The sequence below is a fragment of the Paenibacillus polysaccharolyticus genome (genome assembly GCF_023714295.1).
GTDB lineage: Bacteria > Bacillota > Bacilli > Paenibacillales > Paenibacillaceae > Paenibacillus > Paenibacillus polysaccharolyticus_A.
Genome location: NZ_JAMAUN010000001.1, coordinates 1,504,619 through 1,519,637, shown reverse-complemented (window position 1 = coordinate 1,519,637; position 15,019 = coordinate 1,504,619). Strand labels below are relative to the sequence as shown.

The window sequence follows — 15,019 nt, the reverse complement described above, 5'->3', positions numbered from 1 at the left end:
ATTACCATTTACCCGCGACACGATTTTGAATAACTTCAGTCATCTTTTTCTCGTAGCCTGCTTTATCTAACTTGCTAAATTCAGCCATATAAGCATTCCACAGATTGTCGAAGTTGGATGGTGCGCTCAGAATCATCTCAGGCAAATATTTACGCTGAATATCATCCGATTTGGTAGTGAAAATTTGTTCAGGCGAACCTTGTTCAAGTGCAATCGACCACGCTGGGAACCAAGGACGATCCTCTGGTTTATTGAATAGCTCACTGAATGTCTTAACACCATAGGCATCTAGTAATTTTTTGTCTCCTTCCGTGTACGTTGCTGCGACAACTTCAGGTTGATTGCCTGGATTAAATGCGTTCCCATTGGACAGAGTGGATTCTCCGCCATAACGTGGCCAGTCATTACTGAAATAGGTAAATCCGAATTTACGGCCAAGCTCGACATCGTCGTGAATTTTCCGTTGTTCATCGTTGGCATAATAAAAACGTCCGTTTTCATCTACACTATATGTCTGATCCTTGATCCCCCACTGGATCAGGATCTGATTCTCTTCTTTGAGCAAATTATCAAAATACTTAATAATACGTACCGGGTCTTTCGCATTCACAGTGATACCGGTTGCATAGTTGTTTACGAAGCCTGGAGGATCGATGTATTGATCTTTGACGCTTTTGTCGAAGACAATGGGAAGAGGTGCATAGCGCTTCTCATCAATCCCTGCTGCGAGCAAGTTTTTGGTTGCATCTCCAATCTGCCAAGCATAGTTAAAATAACCGAGAACCCGTCCTGAGGTCAGTTTCGCCAAGTACTGGTCTTTGTTCATGGTGAATGATTCCGGATCAAGCAAGCCTTTTGCGTTAATTTCATTCAGCTTTTTGATCCAACGTTTTTGTTCTTCTGTACCTGAAACAGTTCTTGCGACATGGGTTTGCATATCTACCATAACGCCGCCATCGTTTGGATATCCTGCAAGGTGCATCGCTGGATTTTGCAGCGTGAAGAAGTTATTGGCTACGCCAGCAAGGGATACAAACCCGATCGTTTCGGCTCCATCCACTTTAGGGTGTTTCTCCTTATAGTCCTCGATCAGATCAAAATATTCATCCAGCGTCGAAATTTTAGGATAATTAAATTCCTTCAATACAGAACGTTGAATCCAGAAAGCTCCCCCGCCAATGTTAGGGCTGCCTGAATACTCTCCTTGGTTAGCCGTATATGGTAACGCATAGATTTTACCGTCTTCCGGGTTCCTCATTTTATCGAAGTACGGGCCGTACACTTTCTTAATATTCGGACCGTATTTTTCGATCAGATCATCTAACGGAATGTAAGCTCCAGCATCCAGCAATTTGGACATCTCTCCACTGGAGGCGATGACATCAGGATAATCTCCAGACGCAATCATAACGCCAGCCTTCGTTGCACTGTCACCAACCAGATATTCCAATTTAAAATCTACGCCGGTCTGCTTCTGCAGTTCTTTACCAATCGTTGTTTCACTTGCCAAAGTATCTTTCTTACCCGAAGAAAACATGTAATACGAAAATGTAACCGGGCTATTATCATCTTCTTTAGCTGTAGGCGAATCCCCTGGAGAGGGGCTGCCTGATGAGCACCCAGCCAACAGGGAGGCCAGCAATACGGCTAATCCTGTCGTTTTCAAAAGCGGTTTTAACATGTGTTTAGTTCCCCCTTTTAAGTTAAACGATGTATGTAAGCATTTCCAATATATCAAGATAACGCTTTCATAGTTACCCACGAAACTGTACATTGTTCTTTAAAAAGTATATCGAACCATCAATTCCCTTCCGTTTCATCCCCATCTAACGGGAGTCTGATCTGAATACACGTCCCCTTGTCTTCCTCCGATTGAATGGAAAAAGAGAATCGATCTCTGTAACAAAGTTTCAACCGACTATAGGCATTTTTCATCCCTACATGCTCACCCATATCCATATTCTGTTCCAGATATCCTACCAACTCTTTTAATCTGGCTTCGGACATACCAATGCCGTTGTCCTCCAGCCCGATATGAAGATTTTGACCCTCCAATTGCACAAAAAGCCGAATAATCCCTTCGCCCGGTGTAGATTCAATACCATGTATGCTGGCGTTTTCCACAAATGGCAGGATGACCATTTTCGGAATACGGTACTTTAACGCGGCAGGATCAGCTTCAATGTAATACTGGAGTTTTTCACCGAAGCGATATTTCTGAATTTGCAAAAAGCTGTCGATCAGCTCCAATTCCTCCTTCACAGTAACGTTATGCTGATTCCAGCTAATGGACTTACGGAACATTTTTGCCATATGATGCACAATCTTAGCCGTCTCTTTCTCGCCCTTGATCAGGCTACGCATCCGCACCGATTCAAGCGTGTTAAACAGGAAATGCGGATTAATCTGACTATGTAATGCATGAAGCTGCGCCTGCTGTTGTTTAAGCTCCAAGTCTTTTTTTTGAATATCCGCAAGGTATACTTCATCAATGAGATTTCGAATCGTATTCGTCATCCGGTTGAATTCAGTCGTCAATTGACCAATTTCGTCCCTTGCATCTTCAGGAGGAATGGTCTGGAAATTTTGTGTTTTTACTTTTTTCATATGTTTGAGAATACGTACCAATCTGACATGAATGGATCGGGACATCGCCGCAATGATAATCGAAGGCAACACGAAATTGATACATGCCAGCCAGACGACGAAGGATCGTGATTTACGAACTTCCTGTAACACGATTTCCTCATCCATCACACCTTGAAGGGACCACCCTTCCAAATAGTTAATCCCAGAATAAACACGATCAAATCGAATGGTCTTATTGGGGAATTCCATTTTCCCGTAAAGCTGTCCAATTGAAACATGCTCTGTGCCCGAATCATTCGAAAAGCGAATGTGGCCCCCTGGATCAACCAAATACACTTTGCCATCAAAACCGCTGTTGAGAAATTGCTCTTGAAGTAAATCCATATTAAAGTCAATTTTGAGTAATTGTTCGATACCGGCCGTGTCCTGATTGTTTAACCGCTGTACGAGGCTTAACATCTGATCGGTTGCAATCAAGGTTGGATAAGGTACAACATTATTCTGTAATTGCTTATACCAGCTCGCGCTGCGAACCGCTTCATTTAAGTGTTCAATGTATCCCGAGGACAAAATCGTTGGATTATCGGTATACACTTGGTACCAGCGGATGCCTTGACTCAGTTGACCGGAGAACTCTCCTTTGAGATAGGAATTATACGCCCTTATGTACTCCGAGTTACTTTCAAACGAACGAGATAACGTGTCATTAAATACTGGATCAGCATAGAGCGAATAAGACAGACCTACCCCTTGGTCAATCGTTACACGCAATTCGTTTTTCAGGTTGTTTAACGCCATTCCGGCATCACGCGTTTTCTGGCTACGGATATTAGCCGTGGTTACTTGATAGAAAACGACATTGGTTACAACAATCGGTATGAACACCGATAACACGTACATCAGCAACAATTTGTCCCGAAGCTTCATGTAGTTCCACTTCCACCTCATCATTGCGCTCCCCGCTGTTCATGCTCTTTCAGAAGATTACGGTAAGTTGTTGGCGTCATATTGACGATTTTCTCAAACTGGGTCACAAAATAATCCGCATTCTGAAATCCGATACGAGCAGCCACCTCATACATTCGCAGATCTGTCTGGCGAAGCAGCTTCTGGGCTTCCTGAATGCGGAGATTGAGCAGATATTCATTAAAATATTGATTGTAGCTCTTACGAAAGAGCCGACCAAGATAAACCGGATTCATGTAAAACTGGGCTGCAATACTTTTAAGACTGATATTCTCTTTATAATGGGCGTCAATATATCGTTTAATCTTGTTAATATCTCCTTTGGACTGTTCCATCCGCAGCCGAGCAATATAGTTCTCCGCTTCTTCCAATGCAGACAAAAATGCAACTTTCAATAGACGCAAATTCCACCCATCCTGACCTTGTTCGGCTAATACCTTGAGTTGCTGTAATCCTGCATCCGTCCCTCCCATCTCATGTACAACCGCGAGTATGCCCGTAATGCAGCGTAACAGAGAACCAGTAACAGCCTGAATAGAAAACCGATGCGTGTGAAACTTGTTGAACATATCATTTACAATGTCGTGACAAGTCCCGCGGTTTCGCTCTTCCAGGCTTAGGATCAGAGCGTCAACCTCTTCCTGATTGATGTTAAATACATATAACTCTCTATCCTTCACTTCTGTATAATGAACAACACTTCCGGGTTCCGCGAATTTATGCTTGGATGCTTCCTCTGCTTCCGCATAAGATCGAGGTGCTTCAATCATGTCATCTACCAATGTACCTGCATACAAGCCTACATCTGCGCCAAGATGGTCGCTGAGCATGTTTTGAATCCATTGAATTTTCTCGACTACACGTTGTTTTGGTGAGGGTTCCTTCAATAGAACAATTAAAGCAAATCTACCTAGCTGTTCTTCAATGACGTATAGGTTGAACCGATGATCTGCCAATGAATGAAGGATTTCATTAACCTGATGAAGAGTCACTTTTCGATGCTCTGATCCCGTTTGTAGTTCAAACAGTACAATGGTCAATGACGTCTGATGGTCGATACCTAACATCTCTGCATACCGGATCTCATCTTCTTGCCGAATCTGACCCTTGATCATATCCTTTAACATGATTCGACTAGCCTGTCCTTCTTCCAAGAATGCATGTTTTCGCTTATTCTGGATCAGGTTAGCCGCTTTTTGCAACGTCGAAGTCATTTCTTCGTCATCAATCGGCTTGAGGATATAATCCTGGACACCGTATCTTATCGCTTGCTGTGCATATTTGAAATCATGGTAACCACTAATGATAATAATTACAGGATCTAGCGTAAGTGACTTGTCGATAGCACGAATTAACTCGAGTCCGTCCAAAATAGGCATTCGGATATCGGTAATAATGACATCGGGATGTAGACATTCCGCTTTATTCAGCGCCTCCAACCCATTCTCTGCTTCTCCCGCAATCTCCATGCCAAGACTGTGCCAATCAATCAGTTCGTGCATCCCTTTACGGATATACATCTCATCATCGACCAGAAGTACTTTTAACATATGATCTGCTCCTTCCCATCAAGCAAAATCGTTGAATGAAATCAACAAAGAAACGGTATATTCCAATTATAATTAGAAACCGCTTACATTTCTGCACCTATTTACACAAGATTGTTTCCATTCTATCGTTTGCCGTTTGCAAATTCATTGCGCGAATCGTTGATTTTATTGCGCGAAAGTACCACCTATAGCTTCATAATAGAAAAAAGCGAAACAGAACCGAGTTTAATCCGGACGTTTCGCTTAAGAGATGGATATGAATTTTACATTACTAGTTGAATTAAAGTTTTTACACTGTGCATTTCGATGACAGAATAACCTTCCAATCGCTGTTATCCCCAGATTTTTTGATTCCCTTTCCTAAAGGGAAAAATTCGGTGATAAAGGCGAACGCTTCGCTTTTCCAGTTTTTTTCTGTCCTCCGTTCAAGTGTAAAAATAGTTAAGCTTATGTATCCTTCATGATGTAACGTTAATTAATAGTTTTATTTTATACATAATATAATAAGACCATAAAATTGAAATAAATTAATATTCAATTTTGATATTATTTGTTAGAATAATTCTGACAAAATAATAGGAGGTTTAGCATTTTGAAATATCTTAAGAAAATCATACCCATACTACTAGTATTAGTGCTCTTATCCCCAGCACTACTCTATTGCTCAGATCATGTGGATGCAAAGAAATATGTAAAAGGATACTACCGCAAAGACGGGACTTATGTAAGTGGATATTGGCGTGGAAGCGGTTCCTCGAGTTCAAGTTACAGTTACTCTACAAGTCCAGGAAGAAATACAGAGCCAGTTACAGGTACTAGTTTTAATCAGATGTTGGTAGTTAATCTCTACAAGGGTACTACATATGAAAAGAGTATATCGACAAGTAATTTAGTTTTTGTTCAAGGTTATTATCGAAAAGATGGAACTTATGTAAGACCACATTACAGGACTACGCCAAATGATTTCCTTACAGATAATTTTAGTTATCTTGGTCTCTCTACTCTAGAACCTCTGCAAAAACCTTTCATTAACAATAGCGATTTTCAATATAATGTTACCCCAACGATCAGTTTAATTGAAAAGTATCTAGGATATCAAGCTGTGAATCAAACTCTTACAACGGATCAACTGAACAATCTCAAAGACTATGCAATTCATTTAAACTATTATGATGAAGGTATAGAAGATAGAGATAGTATCATAAATCACGGCATATTTTATTATCAAAGCATGGGGATAAGTCCTGAACTCGGTAAAGGGCTTGCAACCTTCAATATTGAAGCTAGTTATGACCCACAATCTTACATTGATCAAATTTTAATTTCGAATGGCATCTACAATTTAAACAATGAAGATATCTATCTTAAGAATGCCTATATTCTAGCCCTTACTGGTGGAAAACAGACAATTAATCAGAGCTTTTACATTGACAAAGCACTCAATATTGGAAAATTCTTTTATACAAAGTTAGGACTTTACAACCCGGAAGAACAAGTTGAAATGGATATGCTACAGGATTTCAGTTCATTAGACAAAAGTTCTAATCTAATTAGTACAATTAAAGACTTAAACACCAATTACATTGGCAAATACAGTACTAACATGAATGATACTCAGAAATATCTTGTTAATGTTATTCCCTCAGAGTTCAAAAAAAATATTGGGAACTTCGACTCCATCGGTTATTCTGTTTCGCTCAGTACTTTTAGTGGGACATTATTTTCTTATGATCTGAATAAAGGAATTGAATATTACACTAAAGCCAAATTCGATAATGAACAGATAACAAAACAAATTACTCAAGATATTATATTATTTTTTCACAGGTAATTCTTAAGAGACTTCTTCCTGAATCAACTAGAATACGGACTGGCGCTGGTAGAATACCAGCGCCAGTTTTTCTGATTAGAGCTAAGCCTCTGTCTACTTGCCTTACTTTTTAATAACGTTCCTTTTGCCGAACAGAACGTCATATCCACTTTTCCCCTTTTAAAATAATTGAATCTTGTGCACTCTGGAAATCCAGTTCCATATGTTGATCCAGATAAGAAACGCTAACTTTACCAGCCTCGCTTGCACGTATACTGGCATGCAGCAACTTCCCTTCGCTCCATTCCATATCCACTTCAAATCCGCCGCGCGCTCGCATCCCTCGAATTGAACCTTTTGGCCATGCCTTTGGCAGTGCGGGAAGTAAACGGATCTCACCGCCGTGACTCTGAAGCAACATTTCGGCTATGCCCGCCGTACCTCCAAAGTTTCCATCAATCTGAAACGGAGGATGATCACAGAATAAATTAGGCAGTGTCGAGGAACGAAGCAGCTCCATAACGTTATCATATGCCTGTTCAGCCTGCTCCAGTCTGGCCCGCATGTTCAGAATCCAAGCCCTGCTCCAGCCCGTGTGTCCCCCACCATGTTGCAGTCGGCGATCCAGCGTAACATGAGCGGCCTTTGCTAATTCAGGGGTCGTTTTCGGGTTAATCTGCGATCCCGGATGGAGCGCGAACAGGTGTGATATGTGTCTATGACCTGGTTCAAGTTCATCATAATCCCTGCTCCATTCTTGAATCTGTCCGTGTTTTCCCACAGCGATATCCGGAATGCGAGTTAATGCTTCTTGCAACTGTGATGCAAATTCCTGATCTTGTTGCAGAATGCGTGCACCTTCAATACACCTCGTGAACAGCTCCCGAATAATCTGGTTATCCATCGATGCCCCGTAACAAAGCGCACCTGACTCGCCATTATCCAGGATATAGATATTCTCCGGCGAGGATGAAGGACAAATCGTGAGATTCCCCTCCGGGTCTTGTACAAGGAAATCCAGAATAAACAAAGCTGCCTCTTTCATCGTGCCATATACTTTTTTCAAAAAAATCTTGTCCCTACCGTATTCATAATGATCCCACAGGTGAAGAGACAACCACGCGCCGCCCATCGTCCAGAAGGTCGACGTTAGACATACATCCTGCGGGGCAGGATCTGCCCATATGTCAGAATTATGATGTGCTACAAATCCGCTACAGCCATACATTTTGCTGGCCGTTTCCCTTCCACGTTCCTGTAGTCGCTCGATAAAATCAAATAACGGGATGTGACACTCCGGCAGATTACAACTCTCGGCTGGCCAATAGTTCATTTCTGTATTGATATTAATGGTGTATTTACTATCCCATACCGGAAGCATGTCTTTGTTCCATATGCCCTGCAGATTGGCAGGTAACGAACCGGCCCGGCTGCTGGAGATTAGCAAGTATCGCCCGAACTGGAAGTACAAACTTACGAGTTCAGGATCATCACCGCCTGCTCTAAGACGCTCGAGTCGTTGATTCATCGGCAGAGTCATATAACTGGTATCTGTGTGTCCACCTTCCAGATGCAGATCCATTCGTTTGAACAGCGCCTGATAGTCAGTGATATGATCCTGAAGTAACTGATCATATGTTTTGGCAGAGGCCGTATCTATTCTTCGTAAACATTCCGCCTCCAAATCTTCCTTGGCATAGCGAAAATCAGTGCATGCTGCGATTAGCACGGTGGCGGAATCAGCATTTAAAAGTGACATTTGACCGCTCGAATACTCAAGCTTGCCTGCTTCGTTCATGATCCGAATCGCACAACAAAAACGAATCCCACCTTCTCCCCCGCTTCTTCCTCGGACGATCAGTTCACCATTGCTGCGCTGTTCGATTCGATCGATCAACGATTGGAACCCGACCGGATGTCTTAGCGCTCCCGATAACGGCGACCATTGTAACACGGAACCTCTGCCGAACAACGCTGTCAATGATAATTCACCTGGCACGCTACTAGAGAGACGGACTGCTATGACCTGATCAGGATAACTTGAAAAATATTCTCGCTTGTATTGTGTATTGCCTGATGTGTACTGAACGCGAGCGATTCCTTGTTCCAAATCAAGATATCTTTGATAGTCTGCTGTCTCCTCTTCTCCGTGATGCATGGCCACATAGAAATCACCAAGCGGCTCATAATGCCGCTGTCCATCTGGCACTCCAACGAATGAAGTTAACGCAAGTTCTTCTGCCTGCCGAATCTGGCCTTGAAACAGAAGTTCCCTTATGTTGTCCAGTGATTGAAGGGATTGCGGATTGTTCCGTTCCATTGGTCCGCCGTACCAAAGGCTATCTTCATTTAACTGCACTCTCTCTAGATGTGTTCTTCCAAATACCATACCACCGAGGGTTCCGTTTCCGATCGGGAATGCTTCTTCCCACTGCTCCGCGGCGTGATCAAACCAAATTTTATTCGTATTCATCATTATACCTCCAACGAGAGATGCCAAGATTCACTGCTGCACTAGCAGAATGACGAACAGGACTCATTATGACCCATCTTAAAGGGCTTATAATCAGTTTACTGTGTTCACCCAGCTTGGTTGAATGAAGAAAACTAACCTAAACCTTCACAATGCTAACTCGTTTGGAGGCATGATCATATCTATTCAATCGCTGGAGGTGACTTGATCCCAGTAGTCACCAACGAGACCTTCGATGATGGAGCCGCTGGCCCACGGCATCAGACAGAACCAGGTGCTTGCCGGCGTACCATCGGCATAAGTCTCCGTAACGAGTCCTTGCGAGTGACAAAAGCGCTCGGACATCCATCCTTTTTTGCCATAACCATATTCACCATCAACACGATTATAGGTTTGACAGCCCCAAGCGACCGTATCATTCATACGCTGACGGATATAGTCATCCTCACGTTGCTGAAGATAATATAAAAGCTCATCGACGAGATTGCTCGACATGGGATGAATGTGCGGATTAGCTACCGAAGTGACGCTTCCCCCCGAACTTGACCAGTTCAATGTACTTAGCGGCGGAATCTGCACTGGCGAGTTATAACAAAATTTAAAACTGAACTCGTAGCTGATGGCGTCTCTCATATGACGGAGGAACATCTTCTCACCGGAGAGTGCATGCAGGAAACGGAGAGCTTTGATATATGCCAGAATGCCTTCCGAATCCACTGCTTTGTCCGCATCAAGCGGAGCACCGTAACATTCCATCTGTTTCACATAGGCATTGTAATAATGTGTTTCACTGCGTCTCATTTCCTCCAAATCGGATAAATCATGGATCAACCAGCTGTAATAAGCTTTCGCAGCAAGACACCACGCTCCGCTAAAAGCATCATACTCCAGGCCTGCACCCGTGCGCTCGGATAATATCGTCGGATATTCGCCATCCGCATTTTTGCTCCGTTCCAGGCATTCAAGTACTTGCTTCACATAGGCGAGCCAGTCATCATGTCTAATCTGCCTTATGCGACATTCATAGTCATAACATTTGAGGATATAAAACATGGCTTGTGCAACGAGATAGGATGAGTGACCCGGTGTACGCATACCGTCAAACCACCAGCCTTTAATGCTCCATTTTCCATCCTGATAAGCATCATACGGAAGTCCTGACTCGGAATTCATCGCATTTTCGATAATGTTTGTGATACAGGACAAAGCCTGCTGACGCATGGGTTCATCGTTCTGACGCAATGCTGCAAGCAGCATGGGGGTTGCAATGGTCATGCCATTGGTCCAACTGATCGAGATGATTTTGTTATATCGATACTCCCCGCTCTCTGCGTCTTCGTACACAAAAGTAGAATAGTGACGGTCATCTGGAAGCCACGCGTAGTCTCGAACAGCAGCGGACATGTCGGATACGGCTGTGCGGATGTCGCTTCCTTGTCTAGGGTGTTCATGGTACTTTTGGTAGACATGTTCTAATGCAGGGTTAATACCCAAGGGCGAAGAGGATTCATAATCATATAATTCAAGGGTGAACGCCACCGATTCTCCTGCTTCCAACACAAAGACGCTCTCTGCCAAGGCTGAGCGCTCGTGCACAAGTCTTGATTTGATAAACAGCAACGGAGCATTCTCATACCCTAAGGTATAACCAACGGTGCCTTTCTCGATCGAACATGTGAAACCTCCATATTGCAGAAAAGTACCTGTTTGACCTGGATACCATGGCTGCTTCTGTCCACTATGCTTGCTTTCCACCCAATATGGGCTTGCGCTGAGCCCGGCAATTCGGCCCGAATCATATACAAGTGCAGCCGGATGCGATAAACGATCGCTTCGAACCATCCACCACGGGGATGAAGGACGGGAAGGTGTTTCTTCACGAATTCTTGGAAATTCGTTAGGTACATTTTGGGGGGCTTCTCCCCGATTACGACCATACATAAAGGCAGGCAGAAAAAATCTGGGCTGCTGTTTGTCAAAAGCAAGTTCTACATGAATCACTCCACTCCACCGTTGACTGCCTTCATTCTTAATGGTAATCTGTGCCTGCTTTGGATCACCTGCACTGCCTGTCCCGGCAGTCATATTTACGTCAGCCCGAAGATTATGCGTACTCATACAGGTATAGGCTGTCCCTTCCTGCCTTCTACTTCGTGCGGTAAAGATCAGTCCCATACAATCCTCCCTTTCTGTTTTCCCTACTCCTTCAGAAAACGCTTGCAAATTTTAAACCAAGATGCTAGGATGGTACCATTTTATAGGTTCAGGTTCGCAATTTCATTGCTTAGATCGTGATATTTATTGCGCCAAACGATTAGGAGGCTTTCAGGATATGAATGAATCGCAGGAGTACCAGTATGATCCCATTCAGTTGGATCTGCTGTATCTGCATCGTGTCACGACCTACAATATGGGCACATTCTACCATCGGCATAATGGGTATGAGCTGTATATTTTTCTTCGTGGCAATGTGAATTTCTATATCGAGAATCGATGTTACCATCTGGAGCGAGGTGATCTTATTGTTTTAAGTCCAGAGGAAATGCATCGGTCCTTTGCACTCGACAAGAATGAATATGAACGAATCACAATTAATCTGCAAAAATCATATCTTAATCGATTATCCACATCATCTACCAACCTCTCTGCCTGTTTTGATCATCGGCCTAAAGGTAAGGGGAATATCATTCATTTGAATGAAGAAGAGTTAGAGTCATTTCTCAATCTTACAACCCAAGTGGAGCAAATGTTGCTAACATCAGACTACGGTGCTGATATTATGAGAAATATGCTGATCGCCCGACTGCTTCTCATGACCAATCTGGCTTTTAAACATACGGATTTTGTGCCCACCGACATTATGCCTGAACTGGTTCGTAATACGATGGACTATATCGAAACGAATCTGACCGAGTCTCTCACACTTCAGCACTTATCAGAAAAACTATTTGCCAACAGCAGTTATATCAGCCGTCAATTCAAAAAACACACCGGACTAACGATTCGAAACTATATACTTAACCGCCGCATCGAGCTCGCCCAAATCTGTTTATCGGAAGGTATGAGTATTACCGAGACCTGTTATCATTCCGGATTCGGCGATTATGCCAACTTTATTCGCAGTTTTACCAAGATGGTCGGAACATCGCCAGGCAAGTTTGCACGCAAACCCTCAGATCCAGAACTTAAATGATGTTTAAATAGTGAACATAAGTGTACATTGAGCAGAGTATCCAAGATTGGAGGAAAACGATGGATATTATAAAAGGGACTTATGGTTTTCGATTTGCCGAAGATCGTGAACTTAAGCTATGCAAGCTTTATGCAACGGGGAGCGATATCATTACTGATCCGTCGTATTACTGGGATGGACTGGAACGGATGGATGGCCCTCTTCTTTTATTTCAGTACACCCTTGCAGGAGAAGGTATTTATGAGACTAATGACCGTACATACCGTGTGTCCTCCGGACAGGCTTTTCTTGCAGAAATCCCGAGCGCTCATCGATATTACTATCATCCGGAGTCTGATGAGCCATGGTATTTCATCTTTCTACTATTCCGTCCTGATCTCATTCAGGCTCATTGGCAGAAGTTTGTGCGAGAAGCAGGTGAGGTCGCTTTTCTCCCCATGGATTCTGCTCCCATCCGTCTGCTGCGAATGATTGTAACGGATGCGGCGGCAGGAAGGTTAACGGACCCTTTAATTGCCTCATCCAGTGTGTATCAGTTCATGACAGAACTTGTTCGTTTACAGACGACAACACGTCACAATCGGGAAAACTGGCCGGAACATATTCAGCAGGCTACGAAGTACATTGAAACCGATTACGCCAGTATGGTCAGCGTGGATCAGCTTGCAGAGCATGTCTCTCTTTCCAAATATCACTTCATTCGCAGATTCTCGGCTAGTACGGGTCTCACTCCAGGTGCCTATCTTACCCGCGTTCGAATCGAGAAAGCGATGGAGTTGCTTCGCGGCACGACATTAAGCATTGAACAGATTGCGGTCCAAGTGGGATACTCCAGTGGAAGTTATTTTATCAAAGCTTTTCGAGGGTTAACAGGATTTACCCCAGGAGAGTTCCGAAGCGGCGGCGAGAGCCTCGTGTACCGCAGATTGTTTTTTGACTGACCGCAATATATTGCTATTGAAGACTTAACATTACTGTAGATTATTGTATTTTACTTGATTATGATAAATGTGACTGGAGCAATAATTTAAATTACGTCAGGTAAAGGAGCTTTTCAATGGATCATACTCTTGTTGCACCAACACCCCCTCTTGGCTGGAACAGCTGGGATTGCTACGGGGCTGCCGTCACTGAAAAGGAAATTCGCGGTAATGCGGAGTATATGGCTACACACTTGAAAGAATTTGGTTGGAGTTACATCACCGTTGATATTCAATGGTACGAACCTCTGGCTAACTCATCGCAATACCGCCCTTTCGTTCCACTAGTTATGGATGAATACTCCCGTCTGATGCCTGCAGAAAACCGCTTTCCTTCAGCCGCAGACGGTCAGGGTTTCAAACCGCTTGCTGATTATGTTCACAGTCTGGGACTGAAATTCGGCATTCATATTATGCGCGGAATTCCAAGGCAAGCAGTTCATTCCAACACAGCTCTATTAGGGACAAACTCCACCGCCCGTGAGATCGCTCACACGAACTCCATCTGTCCATGGAACACGGATATGTATGGCGTAGATCACAACAAAGAAGGCGCGCAAGCCTACTATGATTCATTGTTTGAATTGTATGCTTCATGGGGTGTTGATCTGGTCAAAGTGGATGATATCGCCGCCTCCAGATTATATGACACACATCAGCCTGAGATTGAGATGATCTCGAAGGCGATCAAACGTGCCAGACGCCCCATGGTATTAAGTCTGTCTCCCGGTCCTGCCCCCGTGGAATACGCTGAATTTTTTGCAGAACAGGCTAACATGTGGCGGGTCACGGATGATTTCTGGGATCAGTGGCCACTTCTTCTGGATATGTTCGACCGCTGCCGTAAGTGGCAGGGCCTTCCTAAGGAGGGATGTTGGCCGGATTGTGATATGTTGCCTCTGGGGCACATTGGTATTCGCTCTGTGGATGGAGGCGGAGCCGATCGGTGGACAAGATTCACTAAGGATGAGCAATTGACGATGATGTCTCTGTGGAGTATCTTCCGTTCTCCTCTCATCTTTGGCGGTGAGTTGCGGGATAACGATGACTGGACGCTGTCCTTGCTGACAAACCGTGAGGTTCTGCGTATGCATCGTGAGAGCCATAGTGCTAGAGAAGCGCTACATCAAGGCGATCTGATCGTATGGACGGCATCTCATGTCGATGGTTCCACTTATGTAGCTGTGTTTAATGTTGGCGAGCAGTCAGCACTCCCGGTGGAACTTAATCTCAATACAGTTGGTTTATCCCTTTCTGCTACAAGCCATGGAACTGAGTTATGGAGTGGCGATGTGACAGAGGTTAACGAGGATATTTTACGCACGGATGTGCCTTCGCACGGTGTGCGCCTGTACCATTTTGCGTGAGCCATTTGACCTGAAGCGTTCCATAAAGAAGGGGCCTGTCGTTTATGACAGACCTCTTCTTCTCTATTTTAAAAAAACGGATTGTAACTAT

Annotated in this window: 9 protein-coding genes; 4 read left to right on the top strand and 5 right to left on the bottom strand. The window is 43.8% G+C overall.

The features are described from left to right. Position 1: 1 nt before the first annotated feature. The 3 genes from M3629_RS07105 to M3629_RS07095 all read right to left on the bottom strand — a co-directional run bounded on the left by M3629_RS07105 (position 2) and on the right by M3629_RS07095 (position 5,105). Positions 2 to 1,681: an ABC transporter substrate-binding protein gene (locus tag M3629_RS07105; protein WP_251503500.1), complete on the bottom strand. Its 1,680-nt coding sequence runs from the start codon at positions 1,679 to 1,681 to the stop codon at positions 2 to 4. 119 nt (positions 1,682 to 1,800) lie between these two features. Beyond that, on the bottom strand, positions 1,801 to 3,540 hold the full coding sequence (locus tag M3629_RS07100; protein WP_251503497.1) for a sensor histidine kinase: 1,740 nt from the start codon (positions 3,538 to 3,540) through the stop codon (positions 1,801 to 1,803). Continuing rightward, entirely contained in the window at positions 3,537 to 5,105 is a 1,569-nt protein-coding gene (locus tag M3629_RS07095; RefSeq protein WP_251503494.1) for a response regulator, read from the bottom strand. The genes M3629_RS07100 and M3629_RS07095 overlap by 4 nt, the downstream gene beginning before the upstream one ends. Positions 5,106 to 5,697: 592 nt before the next feature. Here M3629_RS07095 and M3629_RS07090 point away from each other — a divergent pair. After that, the gene (locus M3629_RS07090) at positions 5,698 to 6,936 is read left to right on the top strand and encodes a hypothetical protein (RefSeq protein ID WP_251503491.1); all 1,239 of its coding nucleotides are present in this window, start codon (positions 5,698 to 5,700) and stop codon (positions 6,934 to 6,936) included. Between the two features lie 139 nt (positions 6,937 to 7,075). Here the strand turns inward: M3629_RS07090 and M3629_RS07085 are convergent, their stop codons facing one another. Together M3629_RS07085 and M3629_RS07080 are read right to left on the bottom strand one after the other, a co-directional pair. Further along, the gene (locus tag M3629_RS07085) at positions 7,076 to 9,388 is read right to left on the bottom strand and encodes a glycoside hydrolase family 95 protein (RefSeq protein WP_435368197.1); all 2,313 of its coding nucleotides are present in this window, start codon (positions 9,386 to 9,388) and stop codon (positions 7,076 to 7,078) included. A gap of 186 nt (positions 9,389 to 9,574) precedes the next feature. Continuing rightward, positions 9,575 to 11,563 (bottom strand): hypothetical protein, encoded by a 1,989-nt coding sequence (locus tag M3629_RS07080; RefSeq protein ID WP_251503486.1) that lies wholly within the window; start codon positions 11,561 to 11,563, stop codon positions 9,575 to 9,577. Between the two features lie 157 nt (positions 11,564 to 11,720). On the opposite strand from M3629_RS07080, the gene M3629_RS07075 reads away from it, so the two are divergent. The 3 genes from M3629_RS07075 (at position 11,721) to M3629_RS07065 (ending at position 14,928) form a co-directional block, all read left to right on the top strand. Beyond that, positions 11,721 to 12,581, top strand: coding sequence for a helix-turn-helix domain-containing protein (locus tag M3629_RS07075; RefSeq protein ID WP_251503484.1), 861 nt, complete (start codon positions 11,721 to 11,723; stop codon positions 12,579 to 12,581). A gap of 59 nt (positions 12,582 to 12,640) precedes the next feature. Next, a complete protein-coding gene (locus M3629_RS07070; RefSeq protein ID WP_251503482.1) occupies positions 12,641 to 13,522 on the top strand; it encodes an AraC family transcriptional regulator in 882 nt (293 codons plus the stop codon). 116 nt (positions 13,523 to 13,638) lie between these two features. Continuing rightward, positions 13,639 to 14,928 (top strand): glycoside hydrolase family 27 protein, encoded by a 1,290-nt coding sequence (locus tag M3629_RS07065; protein WP_251503480.1) that lies wholly within the window; start codon positions 13,639 to 13,641, stop codon positions 14,926 to 14,928. The last annotated feature ends 91 nt before the right edge of the window (positions 14,929 to 15,019 follow it).